This window comes from Hallella mizrahii, from assembly GCF_009695775.1.
Lineage (GTDB): Bacteria > Bacteroidota > Bacteroidia > Bacteroidales > Bacteroidaceae > Prevotella > Prevotella mizrahii.
In genome coordinates this window covers 24,673-48,349 of the sequence record NZ_VUNG01000020.1, presented here as the reverse complement: position 1 = coordinate 48,349, position 23,677 = coordinate 24,673, and the positions used below count along the sequence as shown (strand labels likewise).

23 protein-coding genes and 2 pseudogenes are annotated in these 23,677 nt (G+C 45.6%); 13 read left to right on the top strand and 12 right to left on the bottom strand.

Annotation, left to right across the window (positions count from 1 at the left end):
• Positions 1-59: 59 nt before the first annotated feature.
• Positions 60-1,277: a site-specific integrase gene (locus FYJ73_RS08720; RefSeq protein ID WP_154534321.1), complete on the bottom strand. Its 1,218-nt coding sequence runs from the start codon at positions 1,275-1,277 to the stop codon at positions 60-62.
• Positions 1,278-2,639: 1,362 nt separating this feature from the next.
• Between FYJ73_RS08720 and FYJ73_RS08715 the strand changes: the two genes are divergently transcribed.
• The 11 genes and pseudogenes from FYJ73_RS08715 to FYJ73_RS16320 all read left to right on the top strand — a co-directional run bounded on the left by FYJ73_RS08715 (position 2,640) and on the right by FYJ73_RS16320 (position 15,276).
• Positions 2,640-3,020: a YccF domain-containing protein gene (locus FYJ73_RS08715; protein WP_154534320.1), complete on the top strand. Its 381-nt coding sequence runs from the start codon at positions 2,640-2,642 to the stop codon at positions 3,018-3,020.
• Between the two features lie 48 nt (positions 3,021-3,068).
• A pseudogene (gene msrA, locus FYJ73_RS08710) lies at positions 3,069-3,668 on the top strand (peptide-methionine (S)-S-oxide reductase MsrA); the annotation flags it as partial.
• A 40-nt stretch (positions 3,669-3,708) separates the two neighbouring features.
• Positions 3,709-4,389 carry an MBL fold metallo-hydrolase gene (locus tag FYJ73_RS08705; protein WP_154534319.1) on the top strand — a complete coding sequence of 227 codons (681 nt, stop codon included), beginning with the start codon at positions 3,709-3,711 and terminating at the stop codon, positions 4,387-4,389.
• Positions 4,390-4,811: 422 nt separating this feature from the next.
• Positions 4,812-5,351 carry a beta-class carbonic anhydrase gene (locus FYJ73_RS08700; RefSeq protein WP_154534318.1) on the top strand — a complete coding sequence of 180 codons (540 nt, stop codon included), beginning with the start codon at positions 4,812-4,814 and terminating at the stop codon, positions 5,349-5,351.
• Between the two features lie 35 nt (positions 5,352-5,386).
• Positions 5,387-6,142: an energy transducer TonB gene (locus FYJ73_RS08695; protein ID WP_154534317.1), complete on the top strand. Its 756-nt coding sequence runs from the start codon at positions 5,387-5,389 to the stop codon at positions 6,140-6,142.
• A gap of 246 nt (positions 6,143-6,388) precedes the next feature.
• Entirely contained in the window at positions 6,389-6,817 is a 429-nt protein-coding gene (locus FYJ73_RS08690) for an Hsp20/alpha crystallin family protein (RefSeq protein ID WP_154534316.1), read from the top strand.
• Positions 6,818-7,031: 214 nt separating this feature from the next.
• On the top strand, positions 7,032-8,780 hold the full coding sequence (locus tag FYJ73_RS15705; protein ID WP_206081742.1) for an AAA family ATPase: 1,749 nt from the start codon (positions 7,032-7,034) through the stop codon (positions 8,778-8,780).
• 263 nt (positions 8,781-9,043) lie between these two features.
• Positions 9,044-11,032, top strand: a complete 1,989-nt coding sequence (locus tag FYJ73_RS15905) for an RHS repeat-associated core domain-containing protein (protein WP_235899296.1) — start codon at positions 9,044-9,046, stop codon at positions 11,030-11,032.
• Between the two features lie 6 nt (positions 11,033-11,038).
• The gene (locus FYJ73_RS08675; protein WP_154534315.1) at positions 11,039-11,575 is read left to right on the top strand and encodes a hypothetical protein; all 537 of its coding nucleotides are present in this window, start codon (positions 11,039-11,041) and stop codon (positions 11,573-11,575) included.
• Between the two features lie 509 nt (positions 11,576-12,084).
• Positions 12,085-14,062: pseudogene (locus FYJ73_RS08670) on the top strand (hypothetical protein).
• Positions 14,063-14,784: 722 nt separating this feature from the next.
• On the top strand, positions 14,785-15,276 hold the full coding sequence (locus tag FYJ73_RS16320) for a DUF4372 domain-containing protein (protein WP_206081741.1): 492 nt from the start codon (positions 14,785-14,787) through the stop codon (positions 15,274-15,276).
• Positions 15,277-15,618: 342 nt separating this feature from the next.
• Here the strand turns inward: FYJ73_RS16320 and FYJ73_RS08660 are convergent, their stop codons facing one another.
• The 6 genes from FYJ73_RS08660 to FYJ73_RS16315 form a co-directional block, all read right to left on the bottom strand.
• Positions 15,619-15,996 (bottom strand): hypothetical protein, encoded by a 378-nt coding sequence (locus FYJ73_RS08660; RefSeq protein ID WP_154534314.1) that lies wholly within the window; start codon positions 15,994-15,996, stop codon positions 15,619-15,621.
• Positions 15,993-16,247 (bottom strand): hypothetical protein, encoded by a 255-nt coding sequence (locus FYJ73_RS08655; RefSeq protein ID WP_154534313.1) that lies wholly within the window; start codon positions 16,245-16,247, stop codon positions 15,993-15,995. Before FYJ73_RS08655 ends, FYJ73_RS08660 begins: the two co-directional genes overlap by 4 nt.
• Entirely contained in the window at positions 16,244-16,483 is a 240-nt protein-coding gene (locus FYJ73_RS08650; RefSeq protein ID WP_235899295.1) for an MmcQ/YjbR family DNA-binding protein, read from the bottom strand. Before FYJ73_RS08650 ends, FYJ73_RS08655 begins: the two co-directional genes overlap by 4 nt.
• A gap of 128 nt (positions 16,484-16,611) precedes the next feature.
• Positions 16,612-17,175 carry a flavin reductase family protein gene (locus tag FYJ73_RS08645; RefSeq protein ID WP_154534312.1) on the bottom strand — a complete coding sequence of 188 codons (564 nt, stop codon included), beginning with the start codon at positions 17,173-17,175 and terminating at the stop codon, positions 16,612-16,614.
• Positions 17,176-17,191: 16 nt separating this feature from the next.
• Positions 17,192-17,602, bottom strand: coding sequence for a secondary thiamine-phosphate synthase enzyme YjbQ (locus FYJ73_RS08640; RefSeq protein WP_154534311.1), 411 nt, complete (start codon positions 17,600-17,602; stop codon positions 17,192-17,194).
• 10 nt (positions 17,603-17,612) lie between these two features.
• Positions 17,613-17,831, bottom strand: coding sequence for a GNAT family N-acetyltransferase (locus FYJ73_RS16315; protein ID WP_206081740.1), 219 nt, complete (start codon positions 17,829-17,831; stop codon positions 17,613-17,615).
• A gap of 483 nt (positions 17,832-18,314) precedes the next feature.
• Here FYJ73_RS16315 and FYJ73_RS08630 point away from each other — a divergent pair, with 483 nt between their 5' ends.
• Complete coding sequence (locus FYJ73_RS08630) at positions 18,315-19,208, top strand: LysR substrate-binding domain-containing protein (RefSeq protein WP_154534309.1); 894 nt, start codon at positions 18,315-18,317, stop codon at positions 19,206-19,208.
• 73 nt (positions 19,209-19,281) lie between these two features.
• On the top strand, positions 19,282-20,316 hold the full coding sequence (locus FYJ73_RS08625) for a YeiH family protein (protein WP_154534308.1): 1,035 nt from the start codon (positions 19,282-19,284) through the stop codon (positions 20,314-20,316).
• A gap of 57 nt (positions 20,317-20,373) precedes the next feature.
• Here the strand turns inward: FYJ73_RS08625 and FYJ73_RS08620 are convergent, their stop codons facing one another.
• The 5 genes from FYJ73_RS08620 to FYJ73_RS08600 all read right to left on the bottom strand — a co-directional run bounded on the left by FYJ73_RS08620 (position 20,374) and on the right by FYJ73_RS08600 (position 23,607).
• Positions 20,374-20,688 carry a hypothetical protein gene (locus tag FYJ73_RS08620; protein WP_154534307.1) on the bottom strand — a complete coding sequence of 105 codons (315 nt, stop codon included), beginning with the start codon at positions 20,686-20,688 and terminating at the stop codon, positions 20,374-20,376.
• Positions 20,689-20,838: 150 nt separating this feature from the next.
• On the bottom strand, positions 20,839-21,306 hold the full coding sequence (locus FYJ73_RS08615; RefSeq protein WP_206081739.1) for a pyridoxamine 5'-phosphate oxidase family protein: 468 nt from the start codon (positions 21,304-21,306) through the stop codon (positions 20,839-20,841).
• 115 nt (positions 21,307-21,421) lie between these two features.
• Positions 21,422-22,231, bottom strand: a complete 810-nt coding sequence (locus FYJ73_RS08610; RefSeq protein ID WP_154534306.1) for an alpha/beta hydrolase — start codon at positions 22,229-22,231, stop codon at positions 21,422-21,424.
• 111 nt (positions 22,232-22,342) lie between these two features.
• Positions 22,343-22,990 carry a nitroreductase family protein gene (locus FYJ73_RS08605; RefSeq protein ID WP_154534305.1) on the bottom strand — a complete coding sequence of 216 codons (648 nt, stop codon included), beginning with the start codon at positions 22,988-22,990 and terminating at the stop codon, positions 22,343-22,345.
• A 248-nt stretch (positions 22,991-23,238) separates the two neighbouring features.
• Positions 23,239-23,607, bottom strand: a complete 369-nt coding sequence (locus tag FYJ73_RS08600) for a winged helix-turn-helix transcriptional regulator (RefSeq protein WP_154534304.1) — start codon at positions 23,605-23,607, stop codon at positions 23,239-23,241.
• Between the last annotated feature and the right edge of the window lie 70 nt (positions 23,608-23,677).

The window sequence follows — 23,677 nt, the reverse complement described above, 5'->3', positions numbered from 1 at the left end:
CAAATTTATTAGATTACAGAATTCATTCTTATCCTCTCAGGGGCGTCAGACTGCCATTATCATAGTCCTAGTTTTTTGAGCCTGCCACCATACTTGTCCATGTCATCAAGCACCTTCTTGTTGGTCATCTGGGCATAGATCTGGGTGTATCTCGTGCTGCTGTGCCCAAGCATCACGGCAATCGTCTCCTCGGGGACGCCATTCATCAGCGCCAGCGTCGCGAAAGTATAACGGGCTACTCTGAATGTGAGATTCTTGTTGATTCCGCACACGCCGGCGATTTCTTTCAGATATTCATTTGTCTTTGTGGATGACTTTAACGGGAAAAGGCTGTCATCATCCTGCTTGCTGCGCATCCTTCTGTATTTTCGGATGAGCTTCAGCGGCTTGTCCAGAAGCGGGACGAATACGGGCTGTCCGTTTTTCTTTCTGTGGGTGTTTATCCATTTCTTGCCACAGCTTTCAACTACGTCATCGTCCTTCAGGCGGCTGATCTCACAATAATACATGCCCGTATAGCATGCGAACACAAATACATCGCGCACCCGTTCAAGCCGCTTGGTGCCGAGCTTCTTAACTATGACGGCGTGCAGCTCACGGTCCGTAAGGTAAGTGCGCTTCACCGGGTACAGGTGATGGACAATACCAATATACGGATCACTGACTATCACGCCGAGCCTGATTCCGAACAAGATGATGCTCCTTAAAGTCTTGAGGGACTTGCAGGCTGTGTTGTTGTTCTGCCCCTTGAAGTTCTTCAGATATTGGAAGTAGTCCTCGATGATTACGGGTGACAGCCTGTACAGCCCAATGTCTTCCTTTCCGTATCTTGACCGGAGCATATCCAGGAAGCGTCTTTCTGCAAGCATGTACTTATACTTCGTGGTCTTGCCGGTCTTACCATTCTGGCCATTGAACTTGAAGCTGTTGAACTTTTCAAGAAGTTTCTTGACGGTCGTTATACCACCGTCACAACGCTTGTACTGGGCCTTTATATCCCCAATTGTAATCTGGTGATGCTGCCCGATCTGGTAATATACCGAGTACAGAGAATGCGCTATTCTGTCCAGCTCCTCGTTGGATCTCGCAGCCTGTTCGTCATCACCGCGCACTCTGCCTGTAAGTCCGTTCCAATGCCCTGGCATTACCTTTACACCCGTGCTGCCGATGCTCAGGCGTTTGCCGTCAAGGTTGATTCGGGAAATGACAGGTTCCATGCCATCCCTGTTTGAATAGTTGCTTCTGACGTAGAAGCTTACTGAGAATTTATGTACCATGTCTTTAATTTTTATAACCGCCCCATGAGGCTTGTCTGCCGCATAAAGGACGGTCGGTTAAACTTCCGGTACAATATAATGTTTGTGCGGAAACGATGGCTACTGAACTCTAAGAAAATTCAGGTCATAGATTAAAAAAATTAAATTATTATTATTTTACCATGGAAGCAGGCATTCCCGTGATTTTCCGGCTACAAATAATAATAGTTTACAAAAATTGTAGCCGAATTGTAGCCGCTATAACATTCGTTAAGAATTAGGGGCTGATTTTCTGTTGAATAAACTTAAATCATCAAAAAAGCAAAAATCCTGTAACTTGTTGAAAGTCACAGGATTTATATTGTTTTGTTATTCTGTCTTAATTCTACACTTTTAAGACAATTTAATAAAGCGGAGAGAGAGGGATACAAAGGTGAACTACCACCTCTCGTAACTCGTTGATAATCAATGTTTTTTTATCAGCAAAAATGCTGATTTATGTCTATTTCTGTCCAATAAGCGTCCGTGGACGAAGCACCTCAAATAGCTGATATTCAGCGGGGTTATAGAATTATGTTTTGTTTTATTAACGTTTTGGAGACCTCCTCTCGGACTATCTGGCCCCCAGTTTTTCTCTCCATCAGGCCCGAAAACGAAGACATCCATCTCACTATACCTTACAAATGGCATTATTCCGGAGTCCTACCATGCTCATCGCATATTCACGAGCCCGTCTAAACATCAATATCATGAACTGCATACACAAAGATAACATCGCTTTCAGGAATCCGCACGAACTAAATTGTCTTCGAATTGTGTAGCTATCGTATCTCCGCTGATAATCAACATATTATATACAATATATATTGTATCTTTAATGTATCTTATTGTAGCGTAATGTAGCAGAACACTTCTTTTGGCTGCAAATTTAGGTTATTCTTTTGATATAAACAAGAAATTAATCTGTTTTTTCGTCCTTATTCCGTCTTAATTTCGTCCATAAATATTTTCGCTTCATCTCTATCTTCCTGTTATCCTAAGAATTACCAGTATATGTTAGAGGGTGCTTTTTCGAAGATAGTTCTATCCAAAACAAGTGGTGGTAAATCTCTATCTACTACCGACCATCCTTTGAGGGGGTTCTACTACCGAAAGGATTCGAACCCCCGGTACCAACAAGGATTCGAACCCCCAGTACCGACAAGGATTCGAACCCCGGTACCCAATAAGGATTCGCCCCCCCGGTGTCACCAAGGACTCGAACCTTTTAATCCTACTAATTTGTTTGACTGCCTAAATTGATGATGTCAATTCTTTGCTTTCAGTGATTTTCATTATCTTTGCAAGCAAAAGCGTTCATCATTTGAAACCGAGATTGAATTCATGAAGATATTAGGAAATATCATTTGGCTCGTCTTTGGAGGATTGGGCATCGCAGTGGAGTATTTCGTTTCATCACTCCTGCTGATGATCACTATCATCGGCATACCATTCGGCATAGCCACCCTTCGGTTGGGTATTCTCGCGCTGTGGCCTTTTGGCTCACATGTTGTTGATCAGCCGCAGGATGCTGGATGTCTTAACATGATCATGAATGTAATTTGGTTCTTCGTTGGTGGCATTTGGATTGCGCTGACCCATCTCGGCTTTGGCTTGCTCCTGAGTATCACCATTGTGGGTCTTCCATGGGGTATGATGCACTTCAGGCTGATGCGTCTGGCACTGGCGCCATTCGGAAAGGAAATAGTCAACAACGATTTCTAAGACAAAGACAACATGACAACTACGTTTGTCTTCAATGGATTGCGCCGCATGTCAGTGCTTTCACTCCTTGTGGCTGTAAATGCAGTGATGTTGTTGTCATGTCGGGCAGACGCACAACAAAACATAATACGGATAAATATGGAAAAAGGAAATTTGAAGGAGATATATCTTGCTGGAGGCTGCTTCTGGGGCACCGAGCATTATTTCAAGCAGATTGATGGAGTGGTGGACACAGAGGTCGGCTTTGCCAATGGCAGAACGGAGAACCCGACTTACAAAGAGGTATGCACCGACAAGACCGGCTTTGCCGAGACCGTCCATGTCACGTACGATCCAGCAAAGGTTTCATTGAAGTTTCTGTTGGAGATGTATTTCAAGGCCATCGACCCAACAAGCATTAACCGCCAGGGCCACGACACGGGAACGCAGTATCGCACTGGCGTCTATTACACCGACAAGGATGACGAGGCGGTCATCAACGAGGTCTTTGCCGAAGAGCAGAAGCACATCAACGGAAAGATTGCCGTTGAGAACCAGCCTTTACGGAACTTCTACAAGGCGGAGGATTACCATCAGGATTATCTCGACAAGAATCCCGACGGCTACTGTCATCTGCCACAAAGCTTGTTCGAGTTTGCGCGTAAGGCAAAGGACACAAAGAAGTGATACTCAATGAAACTGTATCGAGATGAAGAAGAATATATTACTGACCATGTTGCTTCTGATGGCAACAATGGCCTTCGCAGCCTGCACAGGGAAGAAGAGTACTATACAAAAGGACGCTGCTGCCCAAACAGACACGTTCAAGACCAAGAGCGGCAAGGAATTTATCTTTACCGCCATCAAACATGGCAGCATCCGCATCACGTTTGACGGTCGTGAGATAGAAGTGGACCCGGTGCGTGGCTTGAAGCCGACGACGGATTACACCGCCTATCCAAAAGCTGACTATATCTTCGTGACACATGAGCACTTTGATCACTGCGACACAGTAGCTGTCCGACAGTTGGAAAAGCCAACGACCGTAATCATCACGAATGCAAACTGCGCCAAAATCATCGGCAAGGGCAAGGTCATGCACAATGGCGACCATCTGCAGCTGGCTGATGACATCCGAGTAGATGCCGTGCCAGCCTACAACACCACTCTCGGTAAAGAGAAATATCATCCCAAAGGCAGGGACAACGGTTTCATACTGACTCTTGACGGTTTCCGTGTATATATCTCCGGCGATACCGAGGATATTCCAGAGATGCGGAACATCAAGAATATCGACGTGGCTTTCCTCTCCACCAACCAGCAGTTCACCATGATACCAGAGCAGACAGCCCGCGCCGCCAGGCTCATCAAGCCCAAGGTACTCTGGTAGGGGACAAATTTTATAACTATATGGATAAAAAGTTTGATTGATGTTGGTACTTGATTATATAATATATGTTTTTATAGGCTTGCGTGTGCCGATCCCCTTTGGAACGAAACGCCATATTTAGGGTGTTCATTTTTTCTATCAATTCCGATTAGTCTTCTTTTTGATAGACTTTTAAAGGCATTCGGAATAGGATATAATACTCTCAACATACTAATATGTTTTTTCCTAACGTGGATTATTCTCTATCCTTTTATGAAAAAAAGTTGTACGAGTGCATATGAAAAGTTTAGAAAAAATAAAATTCTTACTCAATGGTGGGTATGTATGCTTTCTTATATAGCATCTAATGTTATAATAATATTTTTGGTCTTTATATAATATTCAACGCATGGGAATTTGCTGTAATATAATTGATTGCTATTATGATTGACGAAATACTGGAGAACAACCGACGCTTCGTTGCCGGGAAGGGCTACGAGAAGCATATCACTGATGGCAAACCATCTGGCAAAACGCTTATTGTTACTTGCATGGACACCCGTCTGAGCGTGATGCTGCCTGAGGCATTAGGCATCAAGAATGGTGAGGTGAAGATGGTTAAGGTGGCAGGCGGTGTCATCCTCGACGACTACGATGCTGTGATGCGGTCCATCATCGTGGGCATCTATGAGCTGGGCATTGAGGAGATCATGCTTATCCACCATACGGATTGCGGTGCCGGAAAGATGACCGGCGAGCACATGGAGCATCTGATTCGAGAGCGGATTGCCGCTGACAAGGTAGCGGAAGTGGAAAAGCACATTGACCTCCGCCAGTGGCTTGACGGTTTTGGCGACACGGAAAAAAGCGTGCGGGCGACAATGCGACGGGTGAAGAACCATCCGCTAGTTCCCGACAACATCATTGTCCGCGGTTTTATCATCGACTCCACCACTGGAGCACTCACGGAATTGAATGCGTAATCATTCAACATTAATAATTTAATTGGCAATTGAATATGAAGCATTTCTTTTTACTTTTATCAATGGTAGTATTCTGTATCCAAGCTTCATTTGCCAACGATACAGCATGTGATAGCATGGCTGTTACCATGGTACGCTATGAGCAAAATTGGAATGATGCAGAAGGAACGCTATCCCTTCGGAATCATACGAAACAAACGATTTGTAATGTAAGATTCCGTCTGTGTTATTTTGATATGAGTGGTACTCTGCTTGACTATAAAGATTATTGCAAGACTGACATTGACATAGCTCCGTCAATGACTAGGCAAGTGGATATACCCGCTTTTGAGGCACGTAGAAATTACAGCTATTATAAATCCACCAGTCTATATGAAGACCGTCGCTTTAAAATTACGTTTAAGCTATTAGAATACAATGGTAGCTATTTCAGCAAGACTACAGAAAAGATACCGTATGATTCAACAAAATGGGAGGGTCGAATTTATGATGTGGTAGAACAGATGCCTCATTTCCCGGGAGGCCAATCTGCCATGATGCGGTATATAAATGAGAATTTGAGATACCCAGAAGAGGCAGAGCAGAGTGACGTTGTGGGGCGTGCAGTAGTCTCTTTTGTCGTGGAGCCTGATGGAGCCCTTTCTGACATAGAGATTACGCGCTCCTTAGATCCTGCTTTCGACCGGATGGCTTTGCTAGTGGTGCAGGGTATGCCGCGTTGGGTTCCAGGGAAACAAGACGGAAAACCCGTCCGTGTGAGATATAACATCCCAGTGTCTTTCCGATACTAGACATAGTGTGTTGCGCAGAGGATTACAAGTTTACATATGTGCCACTGTTGTCAGCAAAGTGTAATTATTTTAAGTATTGCTGACAATGATGGCATGATTAGTCACCGTTTGCTTATGGGCACGGATATTGCATAAATGTCAGTGAAGTTCGGTCGTCGGACGAGGGTAACGAAAGTAACCTGAGGACGATGGAAAAACTGAGGATAAATTAAGAACGAATTAATTGATAATTAGGAGGTTTTGACTATGTTGTATCCAGTTTTAAGAGACATGAACAATTGGCTTGACAATGATTTCGACGATATGTTGACCGCAAGTTGGATGCCGCGCATGAACGTCACAGCACCTGCTATCAATGTCAAGGAAAATGATAAAGAGTACGAAGTAGAGCTTGCTGCTCCGGGCACCACGAAGGATGACTTCAAGGTGAACGTCGACAAGGATGGCAATCTGACCATCAAGATGGAGCACAAGGACGAAAAGAAGGACGAGAACAAGAAGGAGCATTATCTGCGCCGCGAGTTCTCATACAGCAATTACGAGCAGGCTCTGACGCTGCCTGAGGATGTTGAGAAAGACAAGATTGAGGCAAAGGTTAATAACGGTGTGCTTCATATCACACTTCCTCGCATTCAGAAGGCTGAGAAGGAGACAAAACGCATTGAGGTCGCATAACCCCGGTGTTGCTGCTGAGTGGTATTACAGGGACTGTTCTCTTCAGTGGGATCAGTCCCATTTTTGTGATTGTATAGCAACCCATTTGGAGTGACATAAGCAAAATCCTATTTATGTTTGGCCGGTATCGTCAGCATATAGTCTGATGGTACCGGCTTTTTTGCGTCCCTTTCGTTATATTCTCGCCAAAACTTTGTACTTTTGTAACATTATTATGAAGCTGCGGGCAGTCATAGAGCGGATTACGTATCAGAATGGCGAGAACGGCTATTCGATACTGAAGGCACGGGTGAAGGGGTACGACGACCTCGTCACCCTTGTCGGCAACATGCTCGACGTCACTGTAGGCACTGTGCTTGTCGCGGACGGACAGTGGAAAACCAACCGTCAGTACGGCAGTCAGTTTGTTGTGGAGAGCTACGAGGAAGCCATGCCCGCCGCACCCACCGGACGTGCTGCCAAGCGCATGACCGAGGCCACGGGCATGGAAGCCAACACCATCCACCGGCTGTTGGAGTTCAACCCTGCCGAGGGCTATAAGCGCAACGACGAGTACCCGCTGGAGGGTGACGCACTCATCATCGATGAGTTCTCGATGATCGACATCATACTGATGAACCCCCTCTTGAAAGCCGTTCCGTCAGACATGCGCCTGTTGCTTGTCGGTGATGTGGATCAGGGCGACCCCGAGAATACGGGGGTAGGTTACAACACTATCATCACCAATCTTGGCGACCACAGCGTGCCCGATGGCTGGGTACAGACACCTAAGCATAACACCACAGATGGCAGCACACCGGGAACTCCGATAAGCCGGAATGATCCGAGCAATCCGGATGACCCACAGGCAGGTTATGGCTATATCCCGAATGATACTACTACGGAGGAGACTTTCTTCTTCCATAGTGACCATTTGGGTTCAACCTCTTACATCACGGACGACAAGGGCAACATCACACAGTATGACGCTTACCTGCCCTATGGTGAGCTGTTAGTGGACGAGCACTCATCGTCCGAAGACATGCCATACAAGTTCAATGGTAAGGAATTTGACGAGGAGACTGGGCTGTACTATTATGGTGCAAGATACATAGATCCTGTTGCAAGTATGTGGTATGGCGTAGATAAATTGGCAGAGAAGTATACTCTATCTAGTTCATATATATACTGTTTTGATAACCCGATTAAACGGATAGATCCTGATGGGAATGGATGGTATCAAAGCAATGAGAAAACATATAAATATAGTCCGCTGGTTAATAGTCAGCAAGATGCAGAAAGGCTAATTGGCGAAAACGCCAAATATCTTTTTGCTGCTGGTTATTTGATTGCTAACAACAAATCATATCGTTACGATATGGATGCAAATGGTGATGTCAGAAACCATGCTACGGGAGAAATTGCTGCAGGAACAACGCACACTCCTTATGGCAGTACAATAATTAATAGCAATGAATACTTAAATCAGTATGAGCCTTCTTCTATGGAAAAGTGGTCGCAATCGGATATTTTTTTTAGTAAAGCTACTTATGGTATGGTCAATGACTTATACTTAACAGCTCAGATTTTCGACTTTGGAAATTATGCTGGTTCAGGTTCCAAAAATCCTTTAACTGGTACTGAAGTACAATTTTATAATATGGATGGGAGTCCCAATTATGATCCAACTGCATCTATTGTTACAACAATGGCTACTCAAGGCACGGGAGGATTAGGAACGATGGCAAAGACTGCTATGGGGAAAACAGCAACTTCCGTTATGAAGAATTTCAACAGGCTAAATGCAGCGCAATTTAGCTCGAGTTTTAATAAATTGTTTGCAAAATTCTCTCCTAAAACGAGAGGTTTTTTGAACAGAATATATAATAGAATGATTGATTGGTTAAATAGACCTCAACGGGTTGTATCTGCATCAAAATCCACTGCGAGAGTTGTTAATAAATCAGACGAAGAAAATAAATAATTATTTTTACGGCTAAGATCTTTATTTTGAACCTTTTCCATATTAAGTGAAAAATGAGAAAAAGATTTTTAGATATTATCGTGGTTATAATCAGCACTATTCTTTTCTTTGTCTATAATATCATAGACTATATAAATAATTATCTCATATTTATACCTAACATACCAGAAGAATATTTCTCAGAGAAAAAATGGAAAAGGAAACTTAGAAGATTCTTTAAAAACGAAAAGTAGTTTTATATTGAAATTAAACAAAATAAAGTAATGCCTGTAATAGTTACATACAACGAGTTGAACCGCCTGATTCATGCCATGGGCAAGACGAAGAGCGCGACGTATGAAATGGCAATGACCTTCGGGCGGATGAGCGAACCGCTCACAAAGGTGCAGAGGGTAGATTCCTCTCTCACTGCGAAATCCTACAATTTTGCCTACAAGTACGAGGACGAGAACCATCCCACCGCTCCTACGCAGATAGGTCACGACCATTACACGTATGATGCCAACGGCAACCCAATACTTGTAACCAATGACTCGACCAACGCCACACGCGAGATGTACTGGGACGAGGATAACCGCCTGATGGTGTTAAGCGATAACGGCAAAACCTCAAGATATACCTATAACGCAGGTGGCGAGCGCATCATAAAGAGCTACGGCACGATGGAGGGTGTGTACATCAACGGTGCACCACAAGGCATCACGTTCCATGAAACGGATAACTTTACGCTCTATCCAGCAAGCATCCTCACGGTCAACAAAAACCGTTTTACCAAGCATTACTTTATCGGTAGCCAGCGTATTGCAAGTAGAATTGGTACCGGTACGTTCAACAACGTCTATGGCGTGAACGGCAGCTATATCACCGCCGGTCAGCAGGACTATGCCGAACGCATGAACCAAATCCAGTCGCAGAAGGAAGCCTATTATAAAGAGCTTGGTATTGCCCCGGGCGTACCGACGGAAAAGGGCACTTACGGCGACCCGGAGAATACGGGCGTAGGTTACAACACTATCATCACCAACCTTGGTGACCATAGTGTGCCGGAGGGATGGGTGCAGACTCCGAAACATAATACGGCAGAGGGCAGTACGCCGGGGACACCCATCAGCTGGAATGAGCCGAGCACCCCTGACGACCCACAAGCAGGTTATGGCTACATTCCTAACGATACTACTACGGAGGAGACTTTCTTCTTCCATAGTGACCATCTCGGCAGCACATCCTACATTACCGATGACAAAGGTAACATCACTCAGTATGATGCTTACCTTCCCTATGGTGAGCTGCTAGTGGACGAGCACTCTTCATCCGGGGAGATGCCTTATAAGTTCAACGGCAAGGAGTTTGACGATGAGACTGGATTATACTACTACGGCGCGAGGTATATGAATCCTGTCACAAGTATGTGGTATGGAGTGGATCCTTTAGCGGAGACATATGATGAATTAGGTGCTTATGTATATTGTGCAGGGAATCCTATTTCACTTTCAGACGCAGATGGTGAGTCATTCTTTGATCCAGGCGATAATCAGAGTATCTGGTCAGGCGTTAAATCTTTTATTAAGGGAGTTGGCAAGAGCTTCAAAAGTACCTATAATATGGTTCGGCATCCCGTAAAAACAGGACGGGCTCTTTTGCATGCTGTTCGGCATCCCGTAAAAACAGGACGGGCTCTTTTGCATGCAGCAAAAGCAAGATGGAATGCAGGGCTTAATAGTAGCGATATAAATGAAAGAGGTGAAGCTTGGGGAGAAACAACGGGTGATATTGCCCAAGCAGTTGTTGGAGTTGGGGTCACTAAGGCTACTGCCAAGTCTACTTCAGTAGTTGCTAAAGCTGTAAAAGCAGCAAAAACAGCAAGAACAGTAAACAGAAGTTCAATCGTGTTAGGTAGTGGCAAGTCTGCTGTAAAAGAATTTATTGGACCAGTTGGTGAGAAAGAACTTGTCAATTTTACAGGAGATATAAAAGTTATTAAAACAACAAAAGATATAAATTTATCAAGATATTATGGTGGCAAATTTATGGCTATGGGAAGATATTTAAACAATGGAGCTATTGATGTTGCTTATGATAGAAATCACCTTGCAATTCTCGAAGAATGGAACACTATGACAGGAGTTGCAATAATAAAAGTTCCCAAAGGTACAATATTGATGCAAGGGAGAGCTGCATCACAGGGAACACTCAAAGGTGGAGGAATGCAATACTTTACGCCATCCACTTCGGGCTTTACTCAAATAAAATAAAATATTATGGCAATAATAAAATCAGAAGATGGCAATCCTTGGGATTTTGCAGATAAATATATTTATCAATCACATGTGATTGAATTTGGAGTCTTGCATAATTTCGCCAAAGAAGGACCTCTTTATGGCAAACTTATAATAGATGGAAGCATAGTATCAAATGCTAAATGTAATGGATTTGGAGGCCCAGTCCTATTTAAGGATGAATTGCTTTATGTTCCATTGTATCAGTATGCAACAAGCAAATTTGACATTGTGGGAGCTTATATAGCAGAGGTTAATTTAATTACCAAATCTGTTCGAATCATTGGAACGAAGTATCCAATGGTATATATAGATCATATGGAAGATTCTTTAATTTATTTTTATGTGTATTGGTGTAAACAGAAGGATAGGTTGGAAAGTATAGATATACATACGAAATTACATATCTTTACAAGTGATGATTTTAATAAGATGAGAAGAAAATATGAATTAAATCAAAAAAAAGAATCGTTTTTTGGTAAATTGCTTTATAGGATAATAGACAAATTTGGAATATGAGACCCTTTTATTTTGATTGAAGGTAGAAATATAAGACTAATAATGTCATAGTACAGGGTGATGGTAAAGTTCTACATAGAACTGCAATTTTTCGGGACAAGGGGCTGGACTAATTTTAGGCATGAGTTTGTGACCTTATGCATAGTTGTGGCATCGACTGGTATTTGCTATACATTCGGCGACATTCACCAAACATATGTGGGGAATTTGCCAAACATTAGTGGGTCAATTGCAAGACTTAGTTTCAAGGACACAATCTTGACGTCTTATATGCAGCAATATCAAGCAATAAAGAGATCAAAGAGAACGTTATAATTGACATGATAGGTCATAAAAAAAACAGAATCGACTACCACAGGCTGACGGACAAGTACATCGTCAGCGTACCGAGCCATATCACCGTCAGCAGTGGCGGCAGGACCTACCGTGAGCGCAGCACGAAGGTAGACGGCAACGGCGAGATCACGGAGATTACGCTCCACAACGGCGACAAGCCGTCTGTCTACGACATGACATACGACAGCTACGGCAACATCACCCGGTTGACCAAGCCGGAGAACTACAAAGGCGAGCGTATGTTCTACGCCTACACCTACGATGACCTCTATCACAGCCTCGTGACAAAGGTCAGCGATGCCTACGGCTACAGTTCCACTACCACCTATGACGGATTGTGGAACGCCCCTGCCACCACCACCGACCTCAACGGCCAGCGAATGGAGTATACCTACGACGCATTGGGTCGACAGGCTACCATACGTGCGCCCTACGAGATAGAGAGCGGGCAGCCCTTTACTATCAAGTTCGAGTACTTCCCCAAGGAGCGCAAGGCACATACCATCCACTACACGCAGGACGGCAACATCGACACCTACACCTTTGCCGACTCCCTCATGCGTGCCGTCCAGACCAAGCAGACGGGCGTGGTTTGGAACGGCGGCAGCGCGTCCAAGGTGAGCATCGTCAGCGGCAGGGCCGTGCTCGATGCCTTCGGCAGGAACATCGCCGCCTACTATCCCACGACGGAGAGCTACGGCAACATCGGTACCTACAACACCGCCACGGGCGACCTTCAGGCCAAGACCGAATACGATACCCACGACCGCACCACCGAGGTGACCCTTGTCGACGGCAGCACAACTAAGAATGCCTACACCATCGGCAGCCACGACGGCGTTCCGATGCTGGAGACGAAGGTAACGGATGCCCTCGGCAGAACGGCAGAGAGCTATACCGATGAGAAAGGCCGCAACCGGGAGACGGTGCCAGCATGCCGGCGGTGAGAACATCACCGTGAGATATGCCTACAATCCCGTGAATGAGGTAACGACGGTGACGCATCCCAACGGCAGGGAGACGAAGTATGAGTACGACCTGTTGGGCCGCAAGCTGATGGTGAACCACCCCGATGCGGGCGAGACGGACATGACCTACGACGCGGCGGGCAACCTTCTCACCAAGCTCACGGCGCAGCTCAGAAAGAGCATCTCTGACAAGGGCTGCATCACCTACACTTACGACTATGAGCGGCTGAAGGAGGTTCTCTATCCTGAGAACCTCTTCAACCGGGTTACCTACACCTACGGACAGCCGGGCGACAAGTATAACCGTGCCGGACGGCTTGCCCTCGTGGAGGACGCATCGGGCGGAGAGGCCTACTACTATGGCCGTCAGGGCGAGGTCACCAAGACCGTGCGCACGGTAATGGCGAGCGTGGCGGACATCCGCACCTACGTCTATGGTGCCACCTACGACAGCTGGAACCGTGTACGCACGATGACCTACCCCGATGGTGAGGTCGTCACCTATCACTACAACGCAGCCGGGCAGGTGGAGAGCCTGACGAGCAGCAAGCAGGGCAAGGAGAGTACCATCGTGGCGCAGATAGGCTACGACAAGGACGGTCATACTGTCTATCAGAAGCTCGGCAACGGCACGGAGACCACCTATACTTACGACAAGCAGCGCGAACGTCTGCAGGTGATGAACCTTACAACGGATGGTCAGACTGTCATGGAGAACAGGTACCAGTATGATGCTGTGGACAATATCCTCGGCATCACCAATGCCGCCAACCCGACATCGCTTACAAAACTCAATAGGGCGAAGCTGGGCGGAAAGAGTTCGCATACGTATGAGTATGACGAGCTGAACCGCCTGATTCATGCCACAGGCAAGGCGAAGAGTGCGACCTATGATATGGCAATGACCTTCGGGCGGATGAGTGAGCCGCTCACAAAGGTGCAGAAGGTGGACTCATCCCTCACAGCGAAATCCTATAACTTCGCCTACAAGTACGAGGACGAGAGCCATCCCACCGCTCCCACGCAGATAGGTCACGACCATTACGAGGCAAATTTAAAAAAGGCTAAAATCCATGCAAGTTCAATGAGTAGAAAAGTCTATACCAGAAGATTCATCAATAGTATTGGAACGAATGCTGGGTCAAAGGCTGGAAGTATAACTTATAAATATATGAGACGATGAATCTAAAAAAATTGTTAAAGCTAGAAGCAACATGGTATTTCATGGCCTTAGCGGGTCTGTTGATACTAGTCTATATGGGAGGGAATATCATAATAGATACGTATTTCTATTTGATATCATTAAACGTTTTTGTTTTGTTATTTTCTTATACAATACTTAAAATAAAAAAAGACTACATTACTATTTTTATGTTGTAGGTTGTACGTTTTTTGTAGTTTGGTTTATCTTTTATAGCACATGCTATCTAAGGAGTAGAAACATGAAAGGCAATCTTACCAGACAACTCCCGACATTGTATTATATTCCAACTGGCACTGCCGGAAGATGGTCAAGTAGTGGAATCGGAATAGAATGCAAAGGAAGTAAGCGTAAAATCCCAACTACTCATGAATCAGATAGATTATTTCAGATTTATGGAGACTCTGTCATCAATCATATCGTAGTACGAATGTTGCTGAAGGAACCCCTTCCTTATGTATATTATGTAGATAGCGTACGAATAAGTTATAAATAACGTCCTTCCGCTTTTCTCGTTGTTTGGACATAATATTTACAAATTTTGTTGCCCGGTAAACGAAAAAATCAAGAGCTGAAAAGAAAGAAAAATTCTCGCTGGATTCTTCCCCATAGTTACTATCTTTGTATTGCTAAACATAAACGATGGTAACCATGAGCAAAGATTCTAGTTCCTTCTGACATGTTGTAATAATTCGATAATAAAGTTGAAAAACCGAGATAAAGTGAATGAGTTAGCCACAACAACAAAAGTTAACAGATATGTGAAGGGCTTCGATGCCTTTACGCATTTTGTAGTTATGGTAGATGAGGCTTTGGTCGGTGACAAGTCTATCAGGCAAGTTGTAGAGGTCTTTGAGACCAACGTAATCCAACTGAATCACCTTGATATCGACTATTTGTTAAGACGCTGCATTTTGTCTGATGCAAACAAGAAGCGGGCAAGCCAATTCATTGGTGACGTTTATAAGGCCCTGTACGAGCAATATTCAGAGCTTTCATTGGATAGCAAGGCTTTTAAGGCCCATCATAAGGGTTTGTACATCCTTGACTCAATCACGATAAGCCATTTCTCCCAGATATATAAGGGCATTGGACGGACGCCCAAAAATATCATGAAGGTAACCCTCAAATCTGTCGGAGCAGGGATTTCCGCGCACTGTTGTCAATGCAGTCTTAGGTGTTACACGTCGAGATGACGAGACCTATGAGGAGTTCGTCCGCCGTGCCAATCTCAATCCCATCTCCAAGCAGGTGAAGATACATGACCTAGAGGACAACATGGACATCCGGCGACTCAGCGAAGTGACAGAGAAATATTTGCAAGACTCAACAAATACCTGAGGGCATATAAGTACCTGACGGCGGAGAGTTAGAATGCAAGTTCGTAATTCAATCCGCATACAAGCAAAAGTTCCCACATTATTGGTGTTTCATGGTGAAATCGGAGCAATCCCACCCACTTGGAGACGGTAAAAAAACAAAAGTATAAAATATTATCTGAATGACCAAGAGGCAAGTGTCTTTCTAAGGAAAACGAATCACCTGTGCAGATATTTGTAGATGGCTAGAATCTCGTCGGAATAGCGCAACTTCTCCAAGGCAGACTGTAAGAGAGTTTTTACTTTGCGCTCGCTGTCAAAGAGTGCGATGAGCTCATCCATGGAATGCCGACGGCGACCAATGCCGAAATACAAACGCAGCAGTTCACGCTCTTCTTCCGGCAGCACTCTGTCAATCATATCGCCGACTTGTCTGTTCAGATCTTTGCGATGGACCAGGGCATCCGCCTGAATCCATGGTCGTTCGTCTATCTCGTCTTTCTTCTCCATAAAGAAGTCTTCCCACAGATCGTTGGCTTGTGTATATTCGTTCTCCTCATCGTAGAGGTAGTTGTCTATCGTCTCGTTGTAGCTCATCGTTGTTCGTTTCCCTTTAGAAGTTTACAGACAGGATCCTCCCTGACGATCTGTGGGGCTGCTTTCCCTTTCAGCACCAGCACTTTCTTGCCGTTGCGATAGATATGCAGCTGGCGTGAACGGACGACCGCCGTCAATTCCGGGTTGTCTTGTATCATTTGCCATACATGATAATAGATGCCGTCAGCATCCATCAGCTTGTGCCGCAGGTGCGAGCACATGTTGGTTGCGTCAATGTCTGCTGTGTTCATTTCTCAAAAATATATTTTTCCCTTAACCGCTTGGGCAATTTACTGAGTTCGAGCAGATAGGACTGGCGGACAAGGTCCTTAACCATATCACCATCAATCTCATCGAGAAAAACATCATTCCAATGCACCTTATTTAAGTGGTAAGCCGGCCGGATGCCGTCATAATGGTCGCGTAGCGTCTGTCCTTGCTCGGGCGGAAGTTTCACGGCGCAGGTCGGTTCCGGGCATTGAGCCATATATGAAGGAATATCTTTCCCTCAATACGAAACAACACCCAATCCGCACCATAAGCCTGGTCTTCCGTAGTCCCGGGCAAGGACAAAGCATAAAGACGAACTTCTTCGATATTCATTAGCTGATGAAATTACTTCAACTGCGTTCCATCCTTGAAAGCATTGCCCACTCGCTTGCCGATCTCGAGATAGCCTAAGTGGACGGGGTCGAATGTCAGCAGGTGCATCTTCTCCAAATCAGGCTTGCCATCCTCGGCAAGATACTCCTCTTTCACTCGGATGTTTACGATCTTTGCCACGATATAGTAGCCGGTCGCCGACTCATCAATCTTGCGTTCTATGCGGCACTCCATGGTCATGGGGAAGTCGGTGAAGACAGGAGCGTTCACATGCTCACTCTTTTCCACTTTCCAGCCCGTCTTAGCCACCTTGTCCTTAACTTTCTTTCCACTCACCACACCGACAAAATCAGCTGCGACCATCGTCTCTGTCGTTGCGAAAGCAATGGTGAAGTCGGGATTGGCATTGAGATTGACGGTTGTCTGATGGTTTCCCATCGAGATCATGATCTTGTCACCGTCCCACTGCCCAGCCCATGCCGCGTTCATCGCATTGGGCGTACCATCTGAATCATACGTGCCGATAATGATTACTGCTTGTGGCATGAACCATGCATTTGGATCAAAGTTTTTCATTTGCTTCTTATTTTTCTTATTCTAAAATTGTTGCTACAATATGTCTGCTGCCTCCGTCGTTGCGGAACTCGCAGAGATAGATGCCCTGCCAGGTGCCTAAGTTGAGCCGTCCATCGGTGATGGGAATGTTGATGCTCACACCGGTAATGATGCACTTGGCATGTGCGGGCATGTCGTCAGAGCCTTCGAGGACATGTCGGTAGTCCGGCATATTTTCCGGCACGAGCCGATCGTAAATAGTCTCCATGTCGTCCCTCACGTCCGGATCCCAGTTCTCACAAATGCTTAGTGCACAGCTCGTATGCTGCACAAAGAGATTAAGCAGTCCCTTCTTCGGCAACTGTGGCAGATGCTGAAGTACCTCATCGGTTATCAGATGGAAGCCACGGGATTGGAGCTTCAACTTAAATTCTACTTGCTGTACCATCAGAACTTAATCATAAATCTTTAGCAAAGCAAACCGCGTCATCCATGTGCTGGTATGGCGGATAGTTCTCAATGCGTTTATACCCTAAACCTTCATACATCTTTATCGCATAGTCCATTCTTTCTCGTGTCATAAGCACCGTCCGCCTATATCCACGCTCATGGGCAAAGCCTTTAAGTTCACGTATCATAAATGTCGCAATGTGATGCCCACGGAATGGCGGCTGCACCCACAACGTTTTATCCGGTGGTCATGCGCCTTGCTCGCAATAGTTTGCCGCCGCGAAACTATCGTTTAGTCTCATCCCACAACATATTGTAGTTTGAGTATACATTATCTATGGTTTGATAACAAAATTAAACATTTAATTTGATAGGAGCAAATACTTACTATACTTTTTCTTTAAGATGATACACTTTTGCTACAGAGTGCAAAAAGAGATGTTCCCTTTTGGTTGAAATTTTCGCATTAGGGTAGCGCTTAGTTTTTTTTGCTAAATCCATTTGCAAAAGTATGTTCAGTCTTCCAGTGAACATGTAGAACCTAGGAAATAAGCTTATTGGTTCTAAAGTTATTATTTATCTTCGTATTCGCAGGAATAATCTGTGTTTTACCACAAAAAATTACTGTAGGAGACGATAATAACAGAGAAGTTTACCTCTATCACTGGAATAATGTTTACCTTTGCCACAGAAACCAAACCCGTTGAGACATGATAGATATACGTCTAAAAGTATTCCTAAGCGCGGCGATGAACCTTAGCTTCACTAAGGCCTCACAGGAGCTCTTCATCAGTCAGCCCGCCATCAGTAAGCATATCCAGGAGCTGGAGCGAGAGTATAACTGCCGGCTCTTCGACCGACTGGGTAACCGCATACAGCTCACCCATGCCGGTCAGCTACTCCTTGGTCACGCAAGAAAAATACAGCAGGACTATCAGCAGATGGACTACGACATGAACTCCCTACAAGAGAAGGTAGCCGGCGAACTGCGCGTTGGGGCCAGCACCACGATATCGCAGTATGTCTTGCCGGGCATCATCGCCGACTTCCACAAGCGTTTTCCCGATATTCGCATCACAATGCTCAGCGGCAACAGTCGGGAGGTGGAGACTGCCCTACGCGAGGGGCGCATCGACTTAGGCATGGTTGAGGGTATCGTCAGACGGCCTGAGCTGAAATACCATCCGTTTATGGACGACGAGCTTGTGCCCATTGTCAGGACTGGCGGACGTTTGGCTAAGTACGACACCATCACACAGGAGCGACTTAGGACAGTACCGCTCGTACTGCGCGAGTTCGGTTCGGGCACCCTAGATGTGTTACAGAAAGCACTTGAGACAAAGCACATTGCACTCACCGATCTGAATATAGAAATGAACCTTGGTACTACCGAGGGCATCAAGCACTACGTGGAGCATACCGATGCGATGGGCATTGTCAGCATACAGGCGGTGCGCGACCAGATATATGCCAACATTTTCAAGATTGTGGACATTGAACATCTGAAATTTGAACGCCAGTTCTGCTTCGTTGAGAAACAGGGAGCCTCACCAAAGTTGCAGTCAAAATTCAAGCACTTCATAACTTCAAGTTATAAGTCATAGTTATTCTGTATAATTGTCAGCGGCTTTTTCTTCTTACCTTTGCAGGCGGAAAATTCATAAAGTAAGAAGAAAAATGAGATTATCAGAACAACGTAGCAGTATGCTTCACGGCGTGCTGCTGATGGCACTCTTCTCGTGTGCCGCTTTCTATGTTGGCGACATGAACTGGGTCAAGGCTCTGTCGCTGAGTCCAATGGTCGTGGGTATTGTCTTGGGCATGATCTATGCCAACAGTCTGCGAAACAACCTGCCTGACACGTGGGTACCTGGTATCAGCTTTTGTAGTAAGCGTATACTGCGATTAGGTATCATCCTCTACGGTTTCAAGCTTAGCTTTCAGGATGTCATGCAGGTGGGAATCCCTGCCATCGTCATTGATGCCATCGTCGTTGGGGTGACCATCGGCCTCGGTATCATCATCGGCAAACTGCTGAAGATGGACCGTAGCATCGCCCTGCTCACATCGTGTGGCAGTGCCATCTGTGGTGCTGCAGCGGTGATGGGTGTCGACGGCGCCATACGTCCGAAACCGTATAAGACCGCTGTTGCTGTGGCCACTGTTGTCATCTTCGGAACGCTCTCGATGTTTCTCTATCCTATATTGTACCGTTGCGGCATCTTCAATCTCTCACCCGATGAGATGGGCATCTTCACCGGCAGCACCATTCATGAGGTAGCCCACGTGGTGGGTGCTGGCAATGCAATGGGTGCGGCGGTGAGCAACACGGCCATCATCGTGAAGATGATCCGCGTTATGATGCTCGTGCCCGTTCTGCTTGTCGTGGCCTTCTTCGTGGCTCGTGGCGTGCGCAACCGTGGTGGTGGCGCGCAGAAGAGCACTATCACCATACCATGGTTTGCGCTGCTGTTTCTTGTTGTCATAGGGTTCAACTCGCTCTCCCTGCTACCCTCCAATGCTGTGTCGCTCATCAACACCTTCGACACTTTCCTGCTCACCATGGCCATGACGGCTCTCGGTGCTGAAACGAGTATTGACAAGTTTAAGAAAGCCGGATTCAAACCGTTTGTTTTAGCCGCAGTCCTCTATGGTTGGCTGATTGTCGGCGGTTATCTCATGGCCAAATATCTTTCTCCTATATTGCAATAAGGTGCTATCGTCTTCAGTTCATAAAAGTATTCATACTTAATTGATGAGAAGTTGTTCTTATCGGTAGTGGTACCGATGCCGATGCTTCAGGTAGTTCAAATCGCTTTGATGGTTGTAGGCCTCTTTTTCGAAACGGATGTTGAAGTAGGCCTTGATGCCATTGCGAAATTTGACAAGGAGGAAGAGCCACTCGACGACATACCAAAGATAGAATCCGACAAAGAACAGTTCCCGTTGTTGGGCGGTATGAATGCGCTCATGGTTAAGCTCCACGGCACTGAGCTCCTGTATGGTGAAGATAATACCGAAGAGGTTGATGGCATAGAAACCACCTTTGACGGGAAAGCGCCTGATATGTACGATCTTTGTCATAGGCAATAATGGTATAACTCAACCTGTGATTCCCATGTCCTTAAGATAGTTGACGATATAGTCGGTTACCTCTAAATGCTTTTCCCGAATTGGAAAGAAATGACCGAAGCCATGAAGCACATGCAGAGTGGCGTGGGGTTTGCCGTGCCATCAGAACTTTATCTCTTTTGTAGGAGCAGAGAAGGAACAGAACTGAGCGACTCCGTCCGTGACATAAAGAACAGCTGTATTGTCGTCGTCGGCAGAGTACATTCCCTTCAGTTCCGGATTCTTGTCAAGCACATAAGCCTTTGCCTCCCTGCTGTCGTCGTTGACGAGCTTGCCACTGATGCGAATCCACTCAGTACCGGACGGCTTCACGGCAGTAATCTCGAATTTCGGGTTGGCCATCATCTGCTTGAATACCTTTTTCTTCTTTCCGGTCTGAATGTAGAGTTTTCCGTTAAGCACCTCTGCCACCCCGAATGGACGAACACGAGGTTGGTCGCCCTCCACTGTTGCAATGTAGAATACACCGCACTCGTGTAGATAGTCATGAACTTCCTGCACGGCACTTTTCGTCTGTGCGTTTACAACCATTGCTGTCATCAGCATAAAGAATAAAATCAGTTTTTTCATATTCATAAATTTTTAGCAAAGCAAACCGCATCATCCATATGTTGATATGGAGGATAGTTCTCAATGCGTTTATACTCCCGGTCATGGCCGTCAGTCCATCGTATTCTATAATTTTTCACTTGTCCTTAGTGATATACTGCATCATTAGTATTCTTCCTGGCCATCCGGCACCACCATGGTCGAAGCCGCTGAGCTCATGGATCGGTATCTCATGGTTGCCGATACCTTCAAGCACGGATTTCAAATAGAGGTTCTCCTCATAGCGTCCCATCTGTTCCAATTTCCGGTCGCCAGTTATCAGCACAAGTCTAGTACTGAGTTTGCGAACATTGTTGAGAGGGGCATACTTGTCAACTATCGGTGAGGTGAAAGAGATACCTCTCTCGCGACGAATAGTATAATGTGTGGCTGTCTGGCCGCCTATCGGGAAATATCCCTTGATACTGTCAGCATCAACACCAAACTTTCCCAGATAGTCTTTATCGAGACAGAGCATCAGTGTAAGGTAACCACCTGCCGAATGACCACTGATATACACCTTGCTCGGATCGCCTCCGTACTCTTTAATGTGCTTCACTACCCAAGCAACGGCTTCCGCAGCGTCCTCTGTATATTGTGGATTGTGAGCTCGCGGGTAGAGTCTGTAGTTAGGCGCGACAACCGCAACGCCCTGATTCTTCAGATCGCCAGGTATGTCCTTGTGTCCTTCTGTCAGTCCACCGCCATGAAACCATATTATGGTTTTGAATGGGCGATTTGCATCAGTAGGATAGTAGATATCCAACTTACACCGCTCCTGTCTGTATGAAGAAGTATCATTGGGACTTACATATGAAATATCGTCAATCTCTTTATACTTTGTTTGCGCAGATACACAGTTCAATGTAAACAAAGCAAACATTACGGCTATTACGACTTGTTTCATAATATGCTTGGTTTATATACTTTATATATAACAATCAGATGGAAACTACGGGACTGAGGGCTTTTAACTTAAATGCTAATTGCTGTGCCATAAAATATAACAGCTGCATGATTATTTACTTTTCGGATAACCAATCTGACTGTTGAGTACGAGGTCGTAGTTGTCGTCAAGACCCAATTCTTTCTTCAGTGTCTCACTGTCCATTGTCATACGGGGCACAGTGTTTAAACCAAGCGCACTGCAAGCGAGGCAGATGTTTTCCGACACATACCCCGCATCGACAACACCCATGCGGACCTTAGCATCATAGGAACTCTGCTGCGGGAACTTGTTGTGATTGCTGACCAGCAACAGAGAGACCGGTGCACTGGCTGCAAAACTCTGGCGTCCGGCAACGGCGGTGCGCAAGTCCTTGCTGCTGACTTTTTGCAGACTGTTGTCCTTCGGCTGATAGAGATAAGCGCCGTCCTGACGAACAACGTATACCAGTATGTCCTGTGCATTGATGGCAGAAGGAGCGGTAATCTTGCCCTCTCCGGGACGGTTGATGCCACAAGCTGCCCAAAGCACGGTTGACAGTACATCGTTGGGAATCTCCTTTTCTGCGTATTCACGTGTCGAATGACGGTTCTGCAAAGCATGCATCAGCGTCACCTGATTGTTCATGGACGGTTTCGGCAGCTGGACATTGTCTTGCGCCTTGCATGATGTGGCTGTCATGAGAAAAGCCGCACATGCGATTGTTAGAATGTTCTTCATATTAAACCTCCTTGAATGTCATAAGCTGATGAATTATTTATTTCAGCCTCAAAGGTACAACTTTCTATCGACAATAAGGAACAAAGTATTGAGTAACTATTGCATAGAAGTAATCTTGTTGTTAGTGACGTTGCGCTCGTCCCACTTGTCTTTTGGCGTTACCTTTCTGGCTCTCTTGTGTGAGGATGCGCAGGCGGTTGCCGAATACACGAACTTTTTAGGATAATAACCGTTTTTGGGTCCAGAAACTACAATGCATATTTCTCTCGGTGCCTCATGATGGCATCCATGTTGTTCAACGACCAGTCCACCAACTGATTGAGCAGTGGGATGAGCGTCTTTCCGCGCTTCGTCAGCTTATATTCCACACGCGGTGGCACCTCGGGATAGATGGTCCGGGACAGAAGATCATCAGCCTCCAGTTTACGTAACGTTGAAGTGAGCATCTTTTGTGAAACATCGGGTATAGCCTTGCAAAGGTCGCTGAAGCGCATGGCTTCTGCCTTATCATGCAGGGCAAGGAGCACAAGCAATGACCAACGGTCACCGATACGGGAAAGTACATTTCTGATCGGACATTGGGAAAATAACGGGTCGACTACCTGATTTCTGATCATCTTCATTTCTTATAAACGTACAAAACCGTCACAGACAAGCGGTCTTGTCCATGACGGTAAAGATTTTTAA

What these genes read in the sequence shown, in the direction of transcription:
- FYJ73_RS08720 (WP_154534321.1), bottom strand. Translation starts at nt 1,277, where the DNA reads ATGGTACATAAATTCTCAGTAAGCTTCTACGTCAGAAGCAACTATTCA.
- FYJ73_RS08715 (WP_154534320.1), top strand. Translation starts at nt 2,640, where the DNA reads ATGAAGATATTAGGAAATATCATTTGGCTCGTCTTTGGAGGATTGGGC.
- FYJ73_RS08705 (WP_154534319.1), top strand. Translation starts at nt 3,709, where the DNA reads ATGAAGAAGAATATATTACTGACCATGTTGCTTCTGATGGCAACAATG.
- FYJ73_RS08700 (WP_154534318.1), top strand. Translation starts at nt 4,812, where the DNA reads ATGATTGACGAAATACTGGAGAACAACCGACGCTTCGTTGCCGGGAAG.
- FYJ73_RS08695 (WP_154534317.1), top strand. Translation starts at nt 5,387, where the DNA reads ATGAAGCATTTCTTTTTACTTTTATCAATGGTAGTATTCTGTATCCAA.
- FYJ73_RS08690 (WP_154534316.1), top strand. Translation starts at nt 6,389, where the DNA reads ATGTTGTATCCAGTTTTAAGAGACATGAACAATTGGCTTGACAATGAT.
- FYJ73_RS15705 (WP_206081742.1), top strand. Translation starts at nt 7,032, where the DNA reads ATGAAGCTGCGGGCAGTCATAGAGCGGATTACGTATCAGAATGGCGAG.
- FYJ73_RS15905 (WP_235899296.1), top strand. Translation starts at nt 9,044, where the DNA reads ATGCCTGTAATAGTTACATACAACGAGTTGAACCGCCTGATTCATGCC.
- FYJ73_RS08675 (WP_154534315.1), top strand. Translation starts at nt 11,039, where the DNA reads ATGGCAATAATAAAATCAGAAGATGGCAATCCTTGGGATTTTGCAGAT.
- FYJ73_RS08660 (WP_154534314.1), bottom strand. Translation starts at nt 15,996, where the DNA reads ATGAGCTACAACGAGACGATAGACAACTACCTCTACGATGAGGAGAAC.
- FYJ73_RS08655 (WP_154534313.1), bottom strand. Translation starts at nt 16,247, where the DNA reads ATGAACACAGCAGACATTGACGCAACCAACATGTGCTCGCACCTGCGG.
- FYJ73_RS08650 (WP_235899295.1), bottom strand. Translation starts at nt 16,483, where the DNA reads ATGGCTCAATGCCCGGAACCGACCTGCGCCGTGAAACTTCCGCCCGAG.
- FYJ73_RS08645 (WP_154534312.1), bottom strand. Translation starts at nt 17,175, where the DNA reads ATGAAAAACTTTGATCCAAATGCATGGTTCATGCCACAAGCAGTAATC.
- FYJ73_RS08640 (WP_154534311.1), bottom strand. Translation starts at nt 17,602, where the DNA reads ATGGTACAGCAAGTAGAATTTAAGTTGAAGCTCCAATCCCGTGGCTTC.
- FYJ73_RS08630 (WP_154534309.1), top strand. Translation starts at nt 18,315, where the DNA reads ATGATAGATATACGTCTAAAAGTATTCCTAAGCGCGGCGATGAACCTT.
- FYJ73_RS08625 (WP_154534308.1), top strand. Translation starts at nt 19,282, where the DNA reads ATGAGATTATCAGAACAACGTAGCAGTATGCTTCACGGCGTGCTGCTG.
- FYJ73_RS08620 (WP_154534307.1), bottom strand. Translation starts at nt 20,688, where the DNA reads ATGACAAAGATCGTACATATCAGGCGCTTTCCCGTCAAAGGTGGTTTC.
- FYJ73_RS08615 (WP_206081739.1), bottom strand. Translation starts at nt 21,306, where the DNA reads ATGAAAAAACTGATTTTATTCTTTATGCTGATGACAGCAATGGTTGTA.
- FYJ73_RS08610 (WP_154534306.1), bottom strand. Translation starts at nt 22,231, where the DNA reads ATGAAACAAGTCGTAATAGCCGTAATGTTTGCTTTGTTTACATTGAAC.
- FYJ73_RS08605 (WP_154534305.1), bottom strand. Translation starts at nt 22,990, where the DNA reads ATGAAGAACATTCTAACAATCGCATGTGCGGCTTTTCTCATGACAGCC.
- FYJ73_RS08600 (WP_154534304.1), bottom strand. Translation starts at nt 23,607, where the DNA reads ATGATCAGAAATCAGGTAGTCGACCCGTTATTTTCCCAATGTCCGATC.